Source organism: Streptomyces sp. NPDC053541, from assembly GCF_044544705.1.
GTDB lineage: Bacteria > Actinomycetota > Actinomycetes > Streptomycetales > Streptomycetaceae > Streptomyces.
Genome location: NZ_JBITXM010000012.1, coordinates 222,339 through 242,567 on the forward strand (window position 1 = coordinate 222,339; position 20,229 = coordinate 242,567).

At 75.3% G+C, this 20,229-nt stretch carries 19 protein-coding genes and 1 pseudogene; 10 read left to right on the forward strand and 10 right to left on the reverse strand.

All coding sequences use genetic code 11. The annotated features are described in order from the left end of the window. Positions 1–7 precede the first annotated feature (7 nt). From ACIGW2_RS29650 to ACIGW2_RS29660, 3 genes are all read right to left on the reverse strand, one after another. Complete coding sequence (locus ACIGW2_RS29650; RefSeq protein WP_356063090.1) at positions 8–934, reverse strand: ACP S-malonyltransferase; 927 nt, start codon at positions 932–934, stop codon at positions 8–10. Between the two features lie 89 nt (positions 935–1,023). Then, positions 1,024–2,205, reverse strand: coding sequence for a fatty acid biosynthesis transcriptional regulator FasR (gene fasR / locus ACIGW2_RS29655; protein WP_356063093.1), 1,182 nt, complete (start codon positions 2,203–2,205; stop codon positions 1,024–1,026). Positions 2,206–2,313: 108 nt separating this feature from the next. Continuing rightward, a complete protein-coding gene (locus ACIGW2_RS29660) occupies positions 2,314–2,736 on the reverse strand; it encodes a hypothetical protein (protein WP_391654306.1) in 423 nt (140 codons plus the stop codon). Between the two features lie 229 nt (positions 2,737–2,965). Between ACIGW2_RS29660 and ACIGW2_RS29665 the strand changes: the two genes are divergently transcribed. Next, positions 2,966–3,631, forward strand: coding sequence for a pirin family protein (locus tag ACIGW2_RS29665; RefSeq protein WP_399847023.1), 666 nt, complete (start codon positions 2,966–2,968; stop codon positions 3,629–3,631). Positions 3,632–3,963: 332 nt separating this feature from the next. Here the strand turns inward: ACIGW2_RS29665 and ACIGW2_RS29670 are convergent, their stop codons facing one another. Beyond that, positions 3,964–5,133, reverse strand: coding sequence for an Ig-like domain-containing protein (locus tag ACIGW2_RS29670; protein ID WP_399847024.1), 1,170 nt, complete (start codon positions 5,131–5,133; stop codon positions 3,964–3,966). A 212-nt stretch (positions 5,134–5,345) separates the two neighbouring features. On the opposite strand from ACIGW2_RS29670, the gene ACIGW2_RS29675 reads away from it, so the two are divergent. The 6 genes from ACIGW2_RS29675 (at position 5,346) to ACIGW2_RS29700 (ending at position 11,582) form a co-directional block, all read left to right on the forward strand. After that, entirely contained in the window at positions 5,346–6,533 is a 1,188-nt protein-coding gene (locus ACIGW2_RS29675) for a lipid II:glycine glycyltransferase FemX (protein ID WP_399847026.1), read from the forward strand. Next, positions 6,530–8,167: a murein biosynthesis integral membrane protein MurJ gene (gene murJ, locus ACIGW2_RS29680; RefSeq protein WP_391654310.1), complete on the forward strand. Its 1,638-nt coding sequence runs from the start codon at positions 6,530–6,532 to the stop codon at positions 8,165–8,167. The genes ACIGW2_RS29675 and murJ overlap by 4 nt, the downstream gene beginning before the upstream one ends. 28 nt (positions 8,168–8,195) lie before the next feature. Continuing rightward, entirely contained in the window at positions 8,196–8,882 is a 687-nt protein-coding gene (locus ACIGW2_RS29685) for a response regulator (protein ID WP_391654312.1), read from the forward strand. A gap of 383 nt (positions 8,883–9,265) precedes the next feature. Then, entirely contained in the window at positions 9,266–9,400 is a 135-nt protein-coding gene (locus ACIGW2_RS29690) for a hypothetical protein (RefSeq protein WP_399847028.1), read from the forward strand. After that, positions 9,397–11,004, forward strand: a complete 1,608-nt coding sequence (locus ACIGW2_RS29695; protein ID WP_399847030.1) for an ATP-binding protein — start codon at positions 9,397–9,399, stop codon at positions 11,002–11,004. The genes ACIGW2_RS29690 and ACIGW2_RS29695 overlap by 4 nt, the downstream gene beginning before the upstream one ends. Further along, a complete protein-coding gene (locus tag ACIGW2_RS29700; RefSeq protein WP_399847032.1) occupies positions 11,001–11,582 on the forward strand; it encodes a hypothetical protein in 582 nt (193 codons plus the stop codon). Before ACIGW2_RS29695 ends, ACIGW2_RS29700 begins: the two co-directional genes overlap by 4 nt. A gap of 17 nt (positions 11,583–11,599) precedes the next feature. Here the strand turns inward: ACIGW2_RS29700 and ACIGW2_RS29705 are convergent. Continuing rightward, positions 11,600–12,178, reverse strand: a pseudogene (locus ACIGW2_RS29705) (TetR/AcrR family transcriptional regulator); the annotation flags it as partial. Between the two features lie 176 nt (positions 12,179–12,354). On the opposite strand from ACIGW2_RS29705, the gene ACIGW2_RS29710 reads away from it, so the two are divergent. Next, positions 12,355–13,200 carry a class I SAM-dependent methyltransferase gene (locus tag ACIGW2_RS29710; RefSeq protein WP_399847174.1) on the forward strand — a complete coding sequence of 282 codons (846 nt, stop codon included), beginning with the start codon at positions 12,355–12,357 and terminating at the stop codon, positions 13,198–13,200. Positions 13,201–13,283: 83 nt separating this feature from the next. Here ACIGW2_RS29710 and ACIGW2_RS29715 read toward each other — a convergent pair whose 3' ends face one another. Further along, on the reverse strand, positions 13,284–14,117 hold the full coding sequence (locus ACIGW2_RS29715) for a serine hydrolase domain-containing protein (RefSeq protein ID WP_391654316.1): 834 nt from the start codon (positions 14,115–14,117) through the stop codon (positions 13,284–13,286). A gap of 52 nt (positions 14,118–14,169) precedes the next feature. On the opposite strand from ACIGW2_RS29715, the gene ACIGW2_RS29720 reads away from it, so the two are divergent. Together ACIGW2_RS29720 and ACIGW2_RS29725 are read left to right on the forward strand one after the other, a co-directional pair. After that, positions 14,170–14,607: a MerR family transcriptional regulator gene (locus tag ACIGW2_RS29720; protein ID WP_391654317.1), complete on the forward strand. Its 438-nt coding sequence runs from the start codon at positions 14,170–14,172 to the stop codon at positions 14,605–14,607. After that, a complete protein-coding gene (locus ACIGW2_RS29725; protein WP_399847033.1) occupies positions 14,604–15,632 on the forward strand; it encodes an aldo/keto reductase in 1,029 nt (342 codons plus the stop codon). Before ACIGW2_RS29720 ends, ACIGW2_RS29725 begins: the two co-directional genes overlap by 4 nt. A gap of 20 nt (positions 15,633–15,652) precedes the next feature. Here the strand turns inward: ACIGW2_RS29725 and ACIGW2_RS29730 are convergent, their stop codons facing one another. The 4 genes from ACIGW2_RS29730 to ACIGW2_RS29745 form a co-directional block, all read right to left on the reverse strand. Beyond that, a complete protein-coding gene (locus tag ACIGW2_RS29730) occupies positions 15,653–16,867 on the reverse strand; it encodes an acyltransferase (RefSeq protein WP_399847034.1) in 1,215 nt (404 codons plus the stop codon). Next, entirely contained in the window at positions 16,864–17,844 is a 981-nt protein-coding gene (locus tag ACIGW2_RS29735) for an alpha/beta hydrolase (RefSeq protein WP_399847036.1), read from the reverse strand. Before ACIGW2_RS29735 ends, ACIGW2_RS29730 begins: the two co-directional genes overlap by 4 nt. A gap of 182 nt (positions 17,845–18,026) precedes the next feature. Then, positions 18,027–18,707 carry a response regulator transcription factor gene (locus tag ACIGW2_RS29740; protein WP_361587769.1) on the reverse strand — a complete coding sequence of 227 codons (681 nt, stop codon included), beginning with the start codon at positions 18,705–18,707 and terminating at the stop codon, positions 18,027–18,029. Further along, complete coding sequence (locus ACIGW2_RS29745; RefSeq protein ID WP_399847037.1) at positions 18,704–20,140, reverse strand: sensor histidine kinase; 1,437 nt, start codon at positions 20,138–20,140, stop codon at positions 18,704–18,706. The genes ACIGW2_RS29740 and ACIGW2_RS29745 overlap by 4 nt, the downstream gene beginning before the upstream one ends. Positions 20,141–20,229: the final 89 nt, after the last annotated feature.

The following is a 20,229-nucleotide window of genomic DNA, read 5'->3' on the forward strand; positions in this document are numbered from 1 at the left end:
CTCCTTGTCAGGCCGTGGCCGTCTCAGCGACGAGCGTGCGGGCCGCGTCGAGGTCGTCCGGGGTCTTCAGCGCCACGGTGCGGACACCGGGCAGGGCGCGCTTGGCGATGCCGGTGAGGGTGCCGCCGGGGCACACCTCGATCAGCGCCGTCGCGCCGAGCTCCTGGAAGGTCTCCATGCACAGGTCCCAGCGGACCGGGTTGGCGACCTGGCCGACCAGGCGGGCGACGACCTCGTCGCCGCCGGTCACGACCCGGCCGTCCTTGTTGGAGACGTACGCGGTGGCCGGGGCGGCCGGGGACAGCTCCGCGGCGGCCTGCTCCAGGGCGGCGACGGCCGGGGCCATGTGGTGCGTGTGGAAGGCGCCGGCGACCTTCAGCGGCATCACCCGGCGGACGCCCTCGGGCTTGTCCTCGGCCAGGGCGGCCAGCTGCTCCATGGTGCCGGCGGCGACGATCTGGCCGGCGCCGTTCACGTTCGCCGGGGTCAGGCCGAGCTTCTCGAGGTGCGGGACGACCACCTCGGGCTCGCCGCCGAGCAGCGCCGACATGCCGGTCTCGGTGACCGCGGCGGCCTCGGCCATCGCCAGGCCGCGGGTGCGGACCAGGCGCAGCGCGGCGACGTCGTCGAGGACGCCCGCGAAGGCGGCCGCGGTGATCTCGCCGACGCTGTGGCCGGCGACCGCGCCGGGCGCGAGGTCGATGCCCTCACCGAGGGCGGCGGCGGACAGCAGACCGGCCGCGACCAGCAGCGGCTGGGCCACGGCGGTGTCGCGGATCTCGTCCGCGTCGGCCTTCGTGCCGTAGTGGGCAAGGTCGAGCCCGATGGCCTCGGACCACGCGGCGACGCGGTCGGCGGCACCGGGAAGTTCGAGCCAGGGAGTCAGGAAGCCGGGCGTCTGGGCGCCTTGGCCGGGAGCGACGAGTACGAGCACCCTCACACTCTCTCTTGGGGACGGTCCCGGACGCCCGTGGGGACAAGGACGAAGAACCGTCGGGGGAATTGTTGGTGTTCGACAAAAGTCTAGGACTGCGTCTCGGCGTCGGCCAAGCGCCCGAGAATGAGGGCGATCCGCAGGGTGAAGGCCGAGCGCACGTCGGAAGGCGACCAGCCGGTGACGTCGGTCACACGTCGGAGCCGGTAGCGCACGGTGTTCGGGTGGACGAAGAGCATGCGCGCCGCGCCCTCCAGACTGCTCGCCTGCTCCAGGTAGACACTGAGCGTTTCGAGCAGCGCCGAGCCCGCTTCCTCCAGCGGTCTGTAGATCTCCTCCACCAGCTGCTCGCGCGCGGAAGGGTCGGAGGCGATCGCGCGCTCCGGCAGGAGATCGTCCGCGAGCACCGGCCGCGGCGCGTCCTGCCAGGCCGAGCAGGCCTTCAGGCCGGCCGCCGCGGCCTGCGCGGAGCGGGTCGCCGCGAGCAGGTCGGGGACCACGGGGCCGGCCACCACCGGCCCGGCCGCGTACGGCCCGATCAGGGCCTTCGCCACGGCCAGCGGGTTGTCGTTGCCGCCGGCGATGACGACCAGGCGGTCGCCGAGGACCCCGGTGAGCACCTGGAGCTTGGCGTGCCGGGCGGCCCGCCGGATCGCCTCCACGGTCAGCTCGCTGTCGCCGTCGGGGGCGGTGCCGAGCACCACGCACACGTGCTCCGGAGAGTTCCAGCCGAGCGCGGCGGCCCGGGACACGGCGCCCTCGTCGGCCTCGCCGGACAGCACCGCGTTCACCACCAGCGACTCCAGCCGGGCGTCCCAGGCGCCGCGGGCCTCGGCGGCCTGCGCGTACACCTGGGCGGTCGCGAAGGCGATCTCCCGCGCGTACACGAGGAGCGCCTCGCGCAGCACGCTCTCGTCGCCCGGCGCCGCGACCTCCTCGATCGCCGACTCCATGACCTCGATGGTGGTGCGCACCATCTCCACGGTCTGCCGCAGCGTGATCGCCCGGGTCAGCTCGCGCGGTGCGGTGCCGAAGACGTCGGTGGAGATCGCCTGCGGGGTCTCCGGGTGCCGGAACCACTCGGTGAACGCGGCGATGCCGGCCTGCGCGACCAGACCGATCCACGACCGGTTCTCGGGCGGCATCGCCCGGTACCACGGCAGCGTCTCGTCCATGCGGGCAATGGCGCTGGCGGCGAGCCGCCCGGAGGACTGCTCCAGGCGCTTCAGGGTCGCGGCATGCGGGTGAGCGGCGTTCACGGGTTCAGACACGGGGACAAGACTGCCTTATCGGGACGGCCGCGTGCGGGGGCGGGGCCGGAAGCGCGCAGGCGGAGCGCCCCGGAGGGCACCCCGCCCGTCACGCGCGGTCCCGCCCGGTCACACCCGGCGGTTGCAGTTGATCCAGTCGCCGGCGCTGTTGTAGTCGCAGACCCACACCCTGATGTTGGCCTTGTCCCCGAAGCTCCACGACGTGGTGCCGCTGCTGCCGGTGCGCGCGATGTACGGGTACACGTGGCCCCACGCGCCGTTCTTCCACTCGTCGTACTCCAGGACCATCGCCGCGCCGAGCCCGTTGCCGGAGATGTGGTCCGTGAGCCGCACGCTGCTGAAGTTGCCGTCGTACTTGGGGCGGCCGCCGGCCGTGCCGTCCTGGTAGTAGGTGTAGCTGCCGGAGATCGAGCTGTTCCCGGAGGTGCTCGATCCGGACAGGGTGATCGTCGCGGCCTCCGCGACGCCCGTCATGAGCACGCCCAGAGCGGCGGCCGCCGGGAGCGCGAACAGGGCGAGACGCTTCTTCATCGGTCCTCCTGGAGCGGGTGCGAACCGGGCCGGCCGGGTCGGGCGGCCCGGCACCGACCCTCCCGCCGCGGCCCGGCGGGCCTCAACGCGTCCCGGCTGTCCCGGACGCCGATGGCCTGTCCACACCGGTACGGATCGCGCTATCCGGGGTTTTGTCCCGGGCCGTTCCGGCCACCGCGTCCGCCCGGACCCCGGCCGCCGGGACACCGCTCCCGCTACCGTTGCCGTCGTGATACGCATCCAGCGCGGCGGGGAGCGGTACCCCGGCGGTGACCCGGAGGCCGGGATCGACACCCGGCACGCCTTCTCCTTCGGGAGCCACTACGACCCCGACAACCTGCGCTTCGGCGCGCTGCTCGCCTGCAACGAGGAGCGGCTCGCGCCCGGCGCCGGGTTCGACGAGCACCCGCACAGCCACACCGAGATCGTCACCTGGGTCGTCGAGGGCGAGCTGACCCACCGCGACTCGGCCGGCCACGCCACCGTGGTGCGCCCCGGCGACCTCCAGCGGCTCGGCTCGGCCTCCGGCGTCCGGCACGTGGAGCGCAACGACGGGCCGGACCCGCTGGTCTTCGTGCAGATGTGGCTGGCCCCGCTGGACCCGGGCGGCGAGCCCTCGTACGAGATCGTCCGCGGCATCGCGGACGCCACCCCGTACGCCCTCCCGGAAGCGGGTGCGCTGCTGCACGTCCGCCGCCTGGAACAGGGCGAGCGCACCGCGCTCCCGGACGCCGACCACCTCTACGTGCACGCGGTGCGCGGCACCGTACGGATCGCCGGCGAGGAGCTGGCACCCGGCGACGCGGCCCGGGTCACGGCGGAGAAGGACCTGGCGATGCTCGCGACGGCGGACGCGGAGGTCCTCGTCTGGGAGATGACGGCCGCGCCGCGTTAGGCCGTCTCTTCCGGGTCTTGCCGGGCGCTCGCCCCCGTAGCCCTTCGGGCACGGGAGGTGCCCCCGGATCCGGCCTGATCCGAAGGAAACGGCCTAGGCCCTGTCCGGAAAGTTTCGCCTGGCTCGCGGCGCCTGGCACGCACTCCCCCGTAGCCCTGCGGGCACGGGAGGTGCCCCCACGCCGCGTTGTCGTCGGTCGCCATGGCAAGCCATGTCTCCGCCCCCTCGGCCTGGCGGCCGGGGAGGTACCCCCACATCCGCCTTGCGATCGCACGCACCAGACACCGCGAGCCCTGCCCTGCGGGCAAACGACGCCACTTTCCGGACAGGACCTAGCGCAGCGCGCTCTTCGCCCGCCAGTCGGCCCACGACAGGTTCCAGTCGCCGTAGCCGTTGCCCTCGGCGACCACGCCCTTGGTGTCCGCGCCGGTGATCTCGAAGGGGTCGCCGGGGCGGACCGTCGCGAAGAGGGCCGAGGCGTCGGCGTCGCTCATGCCGATGCAGCCGGAGCTCTTGTTGGCGCGCCCGAAGTAGGCCGCGTTCCACGGCGCCGCGTGCGCGTACATGCCCGACCAGGTCAGCCGCATCGAGGAGTCGACCAGCTTGTCGTAGGCGTCGCCGAGGCCGACCGTCTCCGAGTTCATCCGGATCGTGCCCTCCTTCGCCATCAGCACGGCCGTGCCCCGCCAGGAGCGCTTGTCGCCGCCGGGCGTGCCGCCGGAGACCGGGATCGTGGTGACCACCCGCCCGTTGCGCACCACGCTGAGCTTCTTGCGGTCGAGGTCGACCCTGATCACGCGGGCCGTCGTGTCGACGGTGAACGCGGTGCGGTAGTCCCGCACGAACCAGCCGCCGGCCCGCCCCGAGTCCGTGCCGTCCAGGGTCGCCTCCAGGGTGACCCGGGTGCCCGGCTTCCAGTAGTCCTTCGGCCGCCAGTCCACCCGGTCCTTGCCCGAGTAGTCCGTCAGCCAGCCCCAGGAGCCCTCCGTGCCGTTGGAGGTGGTGACCTTCAACTGGCGCTCCACGTCGGCCTTGTTGGCCACCGGACGGTCGAAGACGATCGACAGCGGCTGGGCGATGCCCACCGTGGTGTTCTTGCCGGGCGCCAGGCTCAGCTTGTTGACCCGGTCGGCCCCCGGCGTCGAGAAGGAGGAACGCGAGGTGCTCTCCGCGCCGCCGGAGCCGCGCGCGACCACCTCGACCGTGTACGAGGTGCCGGGCGCGGCCTTGCGGTCGGAGGTCCAGGCGGAACCGCCCGCGCCGGTACGGCCGGTGAGCTCCGTGCCGTCCTTGTCGACGACCTTCACCCGGGCCAGCGTCCCGCCATTCGCCGTCACGCTCACCGGCCGGCCCGCCGCCGGCGGGACCACGGTCACCTTCGCCGGGGCGCCCTTCGTGGCGGCGGAGCGGGGCGGGGCGTCGTCCGCCGTCGCCGCCGAACAGGCGGTGAGCGCCACGGCGGTGAGGAGGAACAGGGGGATGCGTATGCCGGTGCGCAGCACGGGACGGACCTCCGGGGAGGAGCGGGAAGGAGTGGGATGCCCCGGACTGTAGGCCGCCCGGCACAGCCCGCGCGCCGCCCGCGGCCCATGTGACGGCGGCTGCAGAGGAACGGTCATCGTCCGGTCACATTCCTCGCGCGGACCGGTCAAGACCGGCTGTGAGCCTGCTGTGCGCCCCACCCCGACGGGGCGGAACAAGGAGGCTCCCCGTTGTGTCAGCGCTGCTCGTGACGCCCGCGCCCGCGCCCGCCCACGCCGCCGTGCCGCCACGGCTCGGACCGGTCACCCCCGAGGCGTACCGCGCCTTCCTCGCCACCCGCGCCACCGGCCCCGACGGGCCCAGCTTCCTCCAACTGCCCGCCTGGGCACAGGTGAAGGAGGGCTGGACGCACCAGCTCGTCGGCTGGGGACCCGACGGCGGCCGGCTCACCGGAGTGGCCCTGGTGCTGCTGCGCGCCTTCCCCGGCACCCGCAAGTACTTCGCCTACCTGCCCGAGGGGCCGGTCGCCGACTGGGCCGACCCCGACCTCGACGGCTGGCTCGACCCGCTGCTGCGGCACCTGCGCGCCTCCGGCGTCTTCGCCGTACGCATCGGCCCCGGTCCCGCCTACCGGCGCTGGACCGCCGCCACCCTCAAGGCGCACACCGGCCCCGGCCGGCGCCTCGGCGACGTCCTCGCCAGCGAGGTCGACCCGCTCGGCTCGGCCGTCGCCGAACGCCTGCGGGCCCGCGGCTGGCGCAAGTGCGGCGGCGACTCCGAGGACGGCGCCGACGCCCAGCCCCGGCACGTCTACCAGGTGCCGCTCACCGGCCGCAGCGCCGACGACCTGTGGAACGGCCTCAACCAGGAGTGGCGGCGCAACATCCGCAAGGCCCGCAAGAGCGGCGTCGAGGTCGTCGTCGGATCCGCCGCCGACCTGCCCGAGTTCCACCGCCTGCTGCGCGTCACCGAGGAACGGGACGGGTTCCGGCTCGGCCGCTCGCTCGCGTACTACGAGCGCCAGTACGCCGTCCTCAACGCCGAGCACCCCGGCCGCATGAAGCTCTACCTCGCCCGGCACGAGGGCGAGATCCTGGCCGCCCACACCATGATCACCGTAGGCCGGCGGGTCTGGTACCAGACCGGCGCCTCCGCCGACCACCGCCGCGAGGTCCGCCCCTCCAACGCCCTGCAGTGGCGCATGCTGCTCGACGCCCACGCGCTGGGCGCCGACGTCTACGACCTGCGCGGGGTACCCTCCACCCTCGACCCGGACGACCGCGCCCACGGGCTGCTGCGCTGGAAGCTCGGCACCGGCGGACAGGTCGTCGAAACCCTGGGGGAGTGGGAGATTCCGTTGCCCGGCACGACCAACCACACGCTGTACCGCGCCTTCCAGGCGTACCTGGCCCGCCGATGACGGCCACGGCGGTCACGGAGGGCGCCAGGACCGCGAAGGCGCCGTCGGTGGCCCGCAGCGGCGCGCTCATGGCGGCCGGCTCGCTGGTCTCCCGCGCCACCGGCTTCGTGCGCTCGGCCGTCGTCGCGGCCGCCATCGGCACCGGCTTCGTCGCCGACGGCTACGCGGTCGGCAACTCGGTGCCGACCATCGTCTACATGCTGCTGCTCGGCGGCGCCCTCAACGCCGTCTTCGTGCCCGAACTCGTCAAGGCCGCCAAGGAGCACGAGGACGGCGGCGCCGCCTACACCGACCGGCTGCTCACCCTCTGCGTGCTCGCCCTCACCGTCCTCACCGCGGTCGCCGTGCTCGCCGCGCCCGCGATCGTCGACGGCTACACCGACTACACCGGCGCGCAGCGCGACACGACCATCGCCTTCGCCCGCTCCTGCCTGCCGCAGATCCTCTTCCTTGGCCTCTTCACCCTGCTCGGGCAGGTGCTCAACGCGCGCGGCCGGTTCGGCGCCATGATGTGGGCGCCGGTCCTCAACAACCTCGTCGTCATCGGGGTCTTCGCGCTCTTCCTCGTCGTGTCCGACGGCGGCGGCCTGACCCCCGGCGAGACCGCGCTGCTCGGCTGGGGCACCACCGCCGGCATCGCCGTGCAGGCCCTCGGACTGCTGCCCTCGCTGCGCGCCGCCGGCTTCCGCTGGCGCCCCCGCTTCGACTGGCGCGGCAGCGGGCTCACCGCGCCGCTGCGCGCGGCCGGCTGGCTGGTGCTGCTCGTGCTCACCAACCAGGCCGCGTACTGGGTGACGACGAAGGTCGCCACGGCGGCCGGCCAGCGCGCCGAGGGCGCCGGGCTCAGCGCGTACAACAACGCCTACCTGCTGTGGGCCGTCCCGCACGGCATCGTCACCGTCGCCCTCGTCACCGCGCTGATGCCGCGGATGAGCGGCGCCGCCGCCGACGGCGACCTGGCGGGCGTGCGCCGGGACGTCGCCTACGCGCAGCGCACCACGGCCGCCGCCGTCGTCCCCGCCGCCTGCGCGCTGTTCGCGCTCGCCGTGCCGCTGATGGCGACCGTCTTCCAGTACGGGGCGACGGACGCGGGCGCGGTCCGCTCGATGGCCTGGATCCTGATGGCCCTCGCGCCCGGACTGATCGCCCTGTCCGGCCAGTACGTGTGCACCCGCGCCTTCTACGCGCTGCGCGACACCCGCACCCCGTTCCTGCTCAACCTCGTCATCGCCGGCCTGAACGCGCTGCTCGCGGGCGTCTCGTACGCCGTCCTGCCGGCCCGCTGGGCGGTCGCCGGCATGGCGGCCGGCTACTCGCTCGCCCTGTGGGCGGGCTGGGGACTCACCGCGTACGTGCTGTCCCGGCGGCTCAGGGGCGTCACGGGCCCCGAGGGCACCGGGGCGGGGGCCGCGCTGGTCCGGCTGCTCGCCGCCGCCGTGCCCGCCGCCGGGCTCGGCCTGCTCACCGCCGACCTCGCCGCCCCGGCCGGCTCCGTGCCGGCGGGCCTGGCCGGCGCCGTCGTGATCGGCGCCGTCTTCGCCCTGCTGGCCCGGCCGCTGCGGCTCACCGAGGTGCGGGCCCTGATCGGGAACGCGACCGGCCGCCTCCGCCGTCTTACCGGGCGGCCCCGATGACCGCCCCCGACCCTGGGATGAACCACAGATGCCACGCGTGCTCCTGATCGAAGACGACCCCTCCGTCCGCGAGGGCGTCGAGCTCGGGCTGCGCCGCCGCGGACACGAGGTGCGGACCGCCGCCACCGGCGAGGCCGGCCTCGCCGCGCTCCGCGACTTCCGCCCCGACCTGCTGCTGCTCGACCTGATGCTGCCCGGCATGAACGGCGTCCAGGTGTGCCGCCGGGTCCGCGAGAGCAGCCAGCTGCCGATCATCATGCTCACCGCCCGCGGCGACGACTTCGACGTCGTGGTCGGCCTGGAGGCCGGCGCCGACGACTACATCGTCAAGCCCGCCCGTACCGAGGTCATCGAGGCCCGCATCCGCGCCGTGCTCCGCCGCATCGAGGAGCCGGGCGGCGGGCGGCCCGCCGTGGAGTTCCACGGCGAACTGGCCGTCGACCGGGCCGGCCTCACCGTCGCCAAGAACGGCGAGCGGGTCGCCCTCGCCCCCTCCGAGCTCAAGCTGCTGCTCCACCTCACCGCCGCCCCCGAGCAGGTCTTCAGCCGCCAGCAGCTCCTCGAACACGTCTGGGAGCACAGCTTCCACGGCGACGCCCGGCTCGTCGACGCCTGCGTCCGGCGGCTCCGCAACAAGATCGAGGACGTCCCCGGGGAGCCCCGCTACATCCAGACCCTGCGCGGCTTCGGCTACCGCTTCGGGCCGCTCCAGTGAGCGCCACGCCCGTGCCTCCGGCGTCCATGAGCACCGCGACCATGAACACCGTGCCCGTGACCGCCGTGACCGCCGTGACCGCCGTGACCGCCGGGCCCGTGCCGCCCGTGCCGGTGAGTACCGTGCTCGTGCCGCCCGTGCCGGTGAGCACCGTGCTCGTGCCTCCGGCGTCCATGAGCGCCGGGCCCGTGCCGCCTGTGCCCGTGAGCACCGCACCTGTGACCCGCGTGTCCGTGACCACCGCACCCGTGCCTCCGGCGTCCATGAGCACCGCGACCATGAACACCGTGCCCGTGACCGCCGGGCCCGTGCCGCCCGTGCCGGTGAGTACCGTGCTCGTGCCTCCGGCGTCCATGAGCGCCGCGCCCGTGCCGCCTGTGCCCGTGAGCACCGCACCCGTGCCCCCGGCGACCATGAGCGCCGCGCCCATGAACACCGTGCCCGTGACCCCCGTGACCCCCGTGACCGCCGTGCCCGCCGTGCCCGTGGCCACCGTCCCCGCGGGGGCCGCCGCGTGAAGGCCCATGTCCCCGGCGGCGTCGGCCGGCCGCCGAGACGGCGGCGGCCGCGGCCCTTCGGGCTGCGCACCCGGCTCGTCCTCGCCTTCCTCCTGGTCGCCGCCGTCGGCTGCGGCACCACCGCCGCGCTCACCTACCGGGCCGCCCGCACCGCGATCCTGGAACAGACCCAGGACACCGCCGTCTCCGCCTTCCGGCAGCAGGTCGAGACCCTGAACATCCAGCTCCCGGTCGACCACGACGGACTGCGCAACGAACTCCAGCGGATCGCCCGCCAGGGCAAGCCGCGCCCCTGGCGGGTCTACGCCGAGTACGGCACCCTGCGGGTCTCCTCCACCGAGCGCCCCGAGTCCAGCGTGCTGAGCCCCGAACTGCGCCGCCGCGCCACCGCCGCCGGCACCACCCACGGCAGCTTCCAGCGGGTGGTCAAGGACGGCACCCCCTACCTCACGGTCGCCGTGCCCGCCGTCTTCGGCAACTTCCGCGGCTACCCGGAGAGCCGCCCCACCGGGCTCGTCGTCTACGCGGTGATGGACCTCGGCGTCGAGGAGGCCAACATCGAGGCCATGCTGCTCGCCGCCCGCGACGGCGCGCTGCCCGCGCTCCTGGTGGCCCTGGTCCCGGCGTTGCTCGCCGCGCGGGGCGTGCTGCGGCCGGTGCGGGAGCTGCGGCTCGCCGCGCACAGCATGGGCCGGGGCCGCCTCGACACCCGGATCCACGCCAAGGGCAGCGACGAACTCGCCGATCTGGCCCGCACCTTCAACGAGTCGGCGGCGGAGCTCGAACGGTCGGTGACCGAGCTGCGGCGGGCCGAGGCCCGCGCCCGGCGCTTCGCCTCCGACGTCTCGCACGAGCTGCGCACCCCGCTGGCCGGCATGCTCGCGGTGACCGAGGTGCTCGACGAGGACGCCGGCACGCTCGACCCGGACACCGCCCGCGCGGTGCGTCTGATCAGCGCCGAGACCGGCAAACTGGCCGTGCTCGTCGAGGACCTGATGGAGATCTCGCGCTTCGACGCCCGCGCCGCCGAGCTGCACACCGACGAGGTGGACGCGGCGGAGATGGTCCGCAAGACCCTGCAGAACCGCCACTGGCACCAGGTGGTCACCGAGTGCACCGACGGCATCCGCGCCCGGCTCGACCCGCGCCGCTTCGACGTGGTCGTGGCCAACCTGGTCGGCAACGCGCTGCGGCACGGTGCGCAGCCGGTCACGGTCCGGGTGTACGCGGAGGGGGCGGACGCCCCGCCGGGACCGGACGCCCGGCAGGGAAAGGACGCCCGGCAGGGAAAGGACGCCCGGCAGGGAAAGGACGCCCGGCAGGGCACGGACCCGCGTCCGGGCACGGACCCGCGTCCGGGGGAGGGCACCCGCACGGGGATCCTCGTCACGGAGGTCGCCGACCGGGGCCCGGGCATCCCCGAGGACGTCCTGCCGCACGTCTTCGACCGCTTCTACAAGGCCGACGCGGCCCGCACCCGCTCGGCGGGCAGCGGGCTCGGCCTGGCCATCACCCTGGAGAACGTACGGCTGCACGGCGGCACGGTCGTCGCCGCCAACCGCCCCGACGGCGGCGCCGTCTTCACCGTCAGGATCCCGCTGTGAGCCGGCGCCGCCGGTGGTCGCGGGCCGCCGCCCTGCTCTTCCTGCCGGTCCTCGCGGCCTGCGGCATCCAGGGCAGCGACGTCGTGGAGGCCGGGGGCCCGGCGCCGGTCACCGTGCACCCGACGGCCAGCCCGCGCGTCATGCTGTTCTTCGCCGGCCCGGACGGGCGCCTGATGATGACCGTCCGGCAGGTCGGCTTCGTCGCGGACCGGGAGGCCGACCGGGACACCGGCCGGATCGTCGTGCCCACCTTCCCCGCCGACGGCTCCGACCGGGTCGCCACCGACAAGGTGCTGAGCGCGCTCCTGGAGGGCCCGGACGACAAGGAGCGGGCCGCCGGGCTCACCACCCGGCTCGCCCTGCACGGGCGCGCCGCCCCGCACGTCGAGGCGTCCGCCGGCGACGGCCCCCGGGAGCTGCGCCTGCGGCTCTCGGTCCGGGTGCGCGACCTGGACCCCGTCGCCGTCCAGCAGCTGGTGTGCACCACCGCCTACGCGGAGGAGTACGGCAGCGCGGTGCCGGTCGTCGTCTCGGGCACGGACGGGGCGCTGCCGGCCGCCGTCTGCCCGCTGGGCTGAGCCGGGTCGGCGGGCGCGCCCACCAGGGCCGCCACCACCCGCCGCAGCGCCGGCCGGGGATCGGGCGCGCCCGGCCACGAGGTCATGAGCAGATGGTGCGCGGTGCCGACCAGGGCGAGGGCGGCGGTGGCCGGGTCCAGCCCCGCGGGGACCCGGCCCAGGTCCCGCTCGGCCGCCAGGTAGGAGGCCACCGAGGCCTCGATCGCGGCGAAGCCGGGGGCCCCGGACTCCAGCGCGGTGCGCACCCGGAGGGCGGCGTCGGGCCGGGACAGGACCAGGCCCGAGACGCCGGGCCCGTCGGAGGCGAAGAGGGCCAGGACGACGGCGTCGAGGTTGCCGGTCACGCTGCCCCGCCCGGCGAGCCCTTCGAGGGCCCGGGCCCGGGCGGCGGTGCGGGCGAAGCGGTCGAGGCACAGCTCGGCCACGAAGGCGTCGAAGCCCGCGAAGTGCGCGTGCAGCAGGCCCTTGGCGCAGCCCGCTTCGGTGGTCACGGACCGGCTGGTGAGCGCGCCGGGCCCGTCCCGTTCCACGACCCGTTCGGCGGCGGCGAACAGGCGCTCGCGCACGTCCGGCGTCGCCACTCCGCGCGGTGACATGACGGCCCCTCTCCCTCGCCCGGCCGGCTCCGGTGTTCCCCCGGATGATAATCGCCGTTGCCGAGTATGGGCATGCGCCCATACTGTTTGGGCGCGTGCCCATTCTCGGATGCGCGCCGCCCATGACCGAGGAGACAGCCATGACCGAGGAGACAGCCATGCCGGAGGAGACGGCCGTGCCGGAGATCGTCAACACCACCCAGGCACAGGCCTGGAACGGGCCCGAGGGTGCCCACTGGGCCCGCCACCAGGACCGCTGGAACGCGATCAACGAGGGCTTCGACGAGCCCCTGCTGGCCGCCGCCGGCATCACCGCCGACACCCGCACCCTCGACATCGGCTGCGGCGCCGGCCAGACCACCGTCCTCGCCGCCCGCCGCGCCCCCGCCGGCCGGGCCCTCGGCCTCGACCTCTCCGCCCCCATGCTCGCCGAGGCCCGCGCCCGCGCCGCCCGCGAAGGACTCGGCAACGCCCGCTTCGTCCGCGGCGACGCCCAGAACCACCCCCTGGAGAGCGGCGCCTTCGACGCGGCGATCAGCCGCTACGGCGTGATGTTCTTCGCCGACCCCGAGGCCGCCTTCGGCAACATCGCCCGGGCCCTGCGCCCCGGCGGCCGCCTCGCCTTCGTCTGCCCCGCCGAACCCGACCGCAACGACTGGCTGGTGGCCATGACCGCGCTGCGCGGACCGCTCCCCGTCGGCGAGCTCGGCATCCCGGGCCGGCCCGGGATGTTCTCGCTGTCCGAGCCCGACCGCGTCCGCGCCGTGCTCACCGCCGCCGGCCTCACCGGCATCCGCGTCGACCGCGCCGACGCGTACGGGACCTGGGGCGCCGACGCCGCCGACGCCGCGGCCTTCCTGCTGCTCACCGGCCCGGGCCGGCACCTCATGGACCAGGCCGCCCCCGCCGACCGCGACCGCGCGCGCCAGGCCCTCACCGAGCACCTGCGCCCCCACGAGACCGCGGACGGCACGGTACGCCTCCGCAGCGCGTCCTGGCTGGTCACGGCCACCCGCGCGTGACGCGTCACGCTTCCTGGGTCCGCCCGGCGGGTCCGGGCGGCACGGGACCCGGGGCGGTCCCGCGGATCAGGGGCGGGCAGTGCCTAGCCGCGCGCCCGCAGGTCCGCGAGGACCGCGTCCGTGAACGGCGGCCACGCCTCGATCGCCCACGGCCCGAAGGCGCGGTCGGTCAGCGCCACGCACGCCGCGCCGGCGTCCGGGTCGATCCACAGGAAGGTGCCCGACTGCCCGAAGTGTCCGAAGGTCCGCGGCGAGGACGTGGCGCCGGTCCAGTGCGGCGTCTTGCCGTCCCGGATCTCGAAGCCGAGGCCCCAGTCGTTGGGCCGTTGGTGCCCGTAGCCCGGCAGGATGCCGGTCAGCCCCGGGTGGGTGACGGTCATCGCGTCCAGGACCGTGCGCGGGTCGAGCAGCCGCGGCGCCTGCACCTCGGCAGCGAAGCGCACCAGGTCGTCCACGGTCGACACCGCGTCCTTCGCGGGCGAGCCCTCCAGGGCCGTGGCCGTCATGCCCAGCGGCTCCAGGACGGCCTGGTGCAGATACTCGGCGAAGGGGATGTCGGTGGCCTTGGCGACGTGGTCGCCGAGCACCTCGAAGCCGGTGTTGGAGTAGATCCGGCGGGTGCCGGGGGCGGCCATCACCCGGTTCTCGTCGAAGGCGAGACCGGAGGTGTGGGCCAGCAGGTGCCGCACCGTCGCGCCCTCGGGCCCGGCCGGCTCGTCGAGGTCCACCGCCCCCTCCTCGTACGCCACGAGCACCGCGTACGCCGCGAGCGGCTTCGTGACGGAGGCGAGCGGGAACCGCCGGTCGGTGGGGCCGTGGGATCCGGCCAGGGTCCCGTCCGCACGGACCACGGCGGCCGCCGCGGCGGGGACGGGCCAGTTCTCGATCGACGCCAGGCTGGGCACGCTGCTCTGCATGCTGCCGAGCCTACTTGCTTGGAGTGCACTCCAACCTTTTAGCGTGGGGGTCATGAGCGTGATCGAGAGCACGAGCACGGCAACCCCCGCGCGCACCGCGTCCGCGCCCGCCGACCGGGAGCGGTTCACCATCAGCGAGGTCGCGGCCCTCACCGGACTCACCGCGCACACCCTGCGCTGGTACGAGCGCATCGGTCTGATGCCGCACGTGGACCGCTCGCACACCGGCCAGCGCCGCTTCGGCCGGCGCGACCTGGACTGGCTCGCCTTCGTCGGCAAGCTGCGGCTCACCGGCATGGCCGTCGCCGACATGGTGCGCTACGCGGAGCTGGTGCGCGCCGGCGACCACACCCACGACGAGCGCCGCGCGCTCCTGGAGGCCACCCGGACCGACGTCGTCGCCCGGATCGCCGAGCTCCAGGACGCCCTCGCCGTCCTCGACCGCAAGATCGATCACTACGGCACCGTCTGCGGAGGAACCCCGTCATGACCCCACTGAACGGCCGGATCGACACCGTGCGCCTCGGCGGCCCCGAGGGCCCCGAGACCGGTGTGCAGGGCTTCGGCGCCATGGGCATCAGCGAGTTCTACGGAGCCACCGACGAGGCCGCCGCCCGCGACACCCTCGAAGCGGCCCTGGAGGCCGGCGTCACCCTGATCGACACCGCCGACGCCTACGGCCACGGCGCCAACGAGGAGTTCCTCGCCCCCTTCGTCGCCGCGCACCGCGACGAGATCGTCCTCGCCACCAAGTTCGCCCTGGAGCGGCGCGTCGACGACCCGAGCCACCGGGGCGTCAACAACGACCCCGCGTACATCCGCAAGAGCGTCGAGGGCAGCCTGCGCCGCCTCGGCGTCGAGACCATCGACCTCTACTACATGCACCGCCGCGACCCGGCCGTGCCCTTCGCCGAGTCCGTCGGCACCATGGCCGAGCTGGTCAAGGAGGGCAAGGTCCGGCAGCTCGGGCTCAGCGAGGTGACCGGGGCCGAGCTGCGCGAGGCGCACGCCGTCCACCCGATCGCCGCCCTGCAGTCCGAGTGGTCGCTCTTCTCCCGCGACGTGGAGCACAGCGCCGTCGGCGCGGCCGCCGAGCTCGGCGTGACCTTCGTGGCGTACTCGCCGCTCGGCCGCGGCTTCCTCACCGGCTCCTTCGCGGACGCCGGAAAGGAGCTCGCCGAAGGCGACTTCCGCCGCAGCCAGCCCCGCTTCACCGGCGAGAACGCCGAGCGCAACGCCACGCTCCTGGAGCCCGTCCGTGCCATCGCCGCCGCCCACGGCGCGACGCCCGCGCAGATCGCCCTGGCCTGGCTGCACCACCGCTCCGCCGTCCACGGCCTGACCGTGATCCCCATCCCCGGCACCCGCAAGCGCGGCCGCCTCCTGGAGAACGCCGCCGCCACGCGGATCACCCTGACCGACGCCGAACTGTCCGCCCTGGAGCCCATCGCCGCCCAGGTCACCGGCGACCGCTACCCGGACATGCGCTTCACCTCGGCCGCCCGGGAGGGCTGACCGCCCCCGGGCCCGGCTCCTCACGCGAGCCCCAGCGCGAAGACCGCGAACCCCGCCGCCAGGACGCCCGCCGTCGCCCGCAGCGCCGTGCCGGCGCGGGTCCACGGGGACTCGAAGGCCCGCGCGTACCGCCCGATCAGGAGCAGCAGGAGCGCGAAGACCGGCAGCCAGGCGAGGCGCGCCAGGATCCAGGCCGCCGAGTCGGGGGCGCCGACCAGACCGGCGACCTCGCCCGCGTACGAGGCGGGGATCGCGGCGGCGAGCATCGCCGTCTGGTGCCAGCACAGGATCGTCATCGCCGACAGGTTGACCACGACCACCGGCGCCCACAGCGCCGGCCGCTTCAGCAGCCGGCCCAGCCGCTCGCGCAGCAGGATCGCGGCGCCGCTCTGCGCCGCGGCGAGCGCGAGCACCAGGAGCGAGGGCGGATGGGAGTTGGTGCGGGCCTCGCCGGGGACGCCGACCATCGAGGCCGGGTAGCCGAACCACACCAGCAGCGCGGCGAACAGCGCGGCCCCGCCGAGCAGCAGCCCCCACGCGTGCCGCCGGCCCACCCGGCCCTCGCCCCACGAGACGCCGAGCTGATAGGCGAACAGCCAGCCCGGCAGGATCGTGAGCACGCCCAGCCAGGACGGCATCGCCTCCGCGTACGGGCCGTAGCGCAGGAAGTCGACCACGGCCACCGAGCCGAGCAGCGGGGCCGCCGCCCACGCGCCAAGCCGCCGGGCGGCGCGCACGCAGTACGGGGTCAGCGCGGTGACGACCACGTACACGCCCACGAACCACAACGGCTGGACCACCAGCGTCGACGCCGTCCGCAGCGTGTCGGACGGCACCCCGAAGCCGTGGTGCAGCAGCGGAAGCAGCGCCGCCCACACGGCGGTCACCCCGAGCACCGGCCGGCCGAGCCGGGCCACCCGGCCGCCCAGCCACGCGCGCGTGGAGCCCTGGTGCCGCCGGAAGGACAGGACGGAGGCGTAACCGCCCACCAGGAAGAAGATGCCGAGCATCTGGAGCACCCAGCTGACCGGCGCCAGACCGCCGAACGCGGACAGCGGGCTCGCGTTGTGCAGCGCGCCGTCGGCGGAGCGCGTGAAGCCGCCGAGCAGCCAGTGCCCGGTGGGCACGGCCAGCAGGGCCAGGGCGCGCAGCCCGTCGATCGCGCGGTCGCGGTGGGCGGGCGTGCGCGCCTCGATCGCCGCGGCCGTCCGGCGCAGCGGGCTCGGGACCTTCATCGGACGTCCCCCCGGGCGATCGCGGCGAAGGCGCGCAGCGAGGAGGTGCCGGGCGCGAAGTAGCCGTCGTGGCCCTCCGCGTCCCCGGCGGGCACGATCCGCGCGCCGAAGACCGGGTCCGTGGGATCGGTGCCGTGCCCGAGACCGGCGAAGGAGACGTTCGGCACCCGGTCGATCCAGTCCGTCGGATCCTTCGCCGCCCACACCCGGGCGCCGGTGCGCAGCGCCGCCACGTTCTCCGCCCGCATCCCCGGCGAGGCGACGGCGACCAGGTCCGTGGCCCTGACCGCGGGCGCGGCGAGCCCGCACACCACCGAGCCGTAGCTGTGGCAGAACAGCGCCGGCTCCGCCGGGTTGACCGCGGCCAGCCCGGCCAGGAAACCGGTCAGCCGCGCCGCGCCCGCCTCCGCGAGCTCCCCGGTCGCGGCGTCCAGGCCGACCCCCTCCGGCGTGGTGTAGTCCGCCCAGGCGACCACGGCGGTCCGCCCGCCCGCCGCCTCCCGCAGCGCCGTCGCCTTGCGCACCAGCCCGTCCAGGTGCCCGGCGTCGGTGTCCGAACCCGGCACGACCACCGCCACGTGCGCGGCCCGCGCCAGGTCCCCGTACACCAGCACCGCCCGGCCGCGTCCCCGCGGGTCGTACGCCAGGACCTGCTGCCCGGCGTAACGGGCGCCCGCCGTCCGGGCGTTCGCCGCGTAGCGCAGGGCGAGCGGGGCGCCGTCCAGGTTCCCCACCACGCCCGGATGGGCACGCACCAGCTCCCGCTGCCGCTCCGGGGTCAACCCGGCGAAGAACGCGGCGACCTGACGAGGCGTCATGTCGGCCGGGTCCGGCAGCCCGGCGGCGAGCCAGGCCCCGGTGCCGGCCGGCGCCCCGGTCACCGGCGGCCGGCTCGTCCCCGACGCCCAGCCGGCCGTCCCGGCCGCCACCGTGGCGGCGAGCGCGGCGGCGACCAGGGTCCTCGTGAAGCGGCGCATGCGGTGGCCCTCCCTCTCTCGTGTCGTTGGCGAGAGGAAGGTAGGAACGGGGCGGGTGACCGCACGTCACACCGGAGCGCCAACCCCGCACTGATACCGGGGTAGGGGAGGGAGGAGCGGTCAGCCCGAGACCGGGGGTGGGGCAAACCCCCGGGGGCGGGCCCCCGTCGGGCTGCCGGAGGTCACGGCGCGCCCGGCGTGACCAGGCCCGACTCGTACGCGAAGATCACCGCCTGTGCCCGGTCGCGCAGGTCCAGCTTGGCGAGCACCCGCCCGATGTGGGTCTTCACCGTCTGCTCCGCCAGGACCAGGCGCCCGGCGATCTCCTGGTTCGACAGGCCCCGCGCGATCAGCTCCAGGACCTCCGTCTCGCGCGGGGTCAGCCCGTTCAGGCGCAGCGCCGCCCGGTCGGCGCGCGGTGCGGGCCGGGCGGCGGCGAAGTCGGCGATCAGCCGCTTGGTCACCGAGGGCGCGAGCAGCGCCTCACCGGCCGCCACCACCCGCACTGCCGCGATCAGATCGGCCGGCGGCGCGTCCTTCAGGAGGAAACCGGAGGCGCCGGCGCGCAGCGCCTCGTACACGTAGTCGTCCACGTCGAAGGTGGTCAGCATCAGCACCTTCGGCCGGTGCACCACCCCCGGCGGCGGGTTCAGGATCTCGCGCGCCGCCGCCAGCCCGTCCAGCTCCGGCATCCGCACGTCCATCAGCACCACGTCCGGGTGCGCGGCGCGGGCCACCTCCACGCCCTGCCGTCCGTCCGGAGCCTCGCCGACCACGTCGATGTCGCTCTGCGCCGAGAGCAGGGCGGCGAAGCCCGCCCGCACCATGGCCTGGTCGTCGACGATGATCACGCGGATGGTCACGGGGCGCCCTTCGAGTCGGTCGTGTCGGCCCGGCCGGCCCTGCCGGTCGGTTCGGCCGTGCCGGTCCTGCCGGTCGGTTCGGCCGTGCCGGTCCTGCCGGCGAGCGGCGGCTCGGCCAGCGGCAGCCGGGCGGCGACCCGGAAGCCCCCGTCCGGCAGCGGCCCGGTGTCGAGCGAGCCGCCGGTCAACCGTACGCGCTCGCGCATCCCGACGAGCCCGTGCCCCGTGCCCGAACCGCGCTCGACCGGCGAACCCGCCCCGGCGGCGGGCCCGTTGACCACCAGCACGTTCAGCCACGCACCGGACTCGTCGGCCCGCACCGACACCCGGGTCGCCGCCCCCGGCGCGTGCCGCACCACATTGGCCAGCGCCTCCTGCACGATCCGGTACGCGGAGAGGTCGACCGCCTGCGGCACCTCGCCCAGGTCCGCCGCGAGCGCCAGCTCCGCCGGCACCCCGGCCCGTACCGTCGCCTCCACCAGCTGCTGGAGGCGGTCGAGCCCCGGCTGCGGCGCCCGCTCGCCCTCCGCGCCCTCGCTGCGCAGCACCGCGAGCAGCCGCCGCATCTCCGCCAGCGACTCGCGCGCCCCGCCCGCGATCGACGCGAACTCCTCGACGGCCGCGTCCGGCAGGCCCGGGATGCGGTACGGCGCCGAGTCGGCCTGCACGGTGATCACCGACATGTGGTGGGCGACCACGTCGTGCAGCTCGCGGGCGATCCGGGCGCGCTCCTCCAGGAGGGTCCGCCGGGCCCGCTCGGCCTCGCTGATCGTCTCCTGCTCGACGAGCCGCCGCTCCGCCTCCCCGCGCCCGCGCAGCGCGGAGGTGAGCAGCAGCACGATCCCGCTGAGCACGAACAGCAGCACGATGACGCCGTCGCCCGGCCGGCCCGGGGAGACCGCCTCGAAGACGGCGCCCGCGAAACCGGTCGCCAGCCACACGCCGAGCAGCGCGCGCCGGGACTCCCGGAGCCCGAGCGCGACCATCAGGAAGAGGTAGCCGACCACCACGGTCGGCGTCCACGGCCAGGGCAGGCCCGCGAAGTGGTCGGCGATCAGCACCGCGAAGCCGCCGGCCACGTCCGCCGCGAACACCACCCACCAGGCCTGCAGCGGCCGGGAGACGGCGACCAGCAGCGGGGCGGCCTGCGCGGTGGCGAGTGCCCCGGCGACCGGCCCGTCGACGTGGTAGTCCTGCACGAGGACGACGACGGTGACCGGCAGCAGCGTCGCCACCAGGGCGAGCGCGACCGCGTACGGCAGCCACCGCACCCAGGGCGAGGCGGCGCGCGCGAACAGCGCCTCGCCGGGGGCGGTGGGCGTCGTCAGGGCCGCCCCGAGCCCGGTGAACAGCCGGCGGGCGCGCGGCCCGGCCCGTCGCGGGAGGCGCGGCCGTCGCCGCCGGTCTTCGTGGCGCGTGATGTCTTCCGTCATGGCCCGCCCAGGGTAGGCAGCACCACCGGGCCGGGACGTCATACCGGGGTGTGGGGCGCCGGGTGCTACCGGGGTACGAGGGCGGAGCC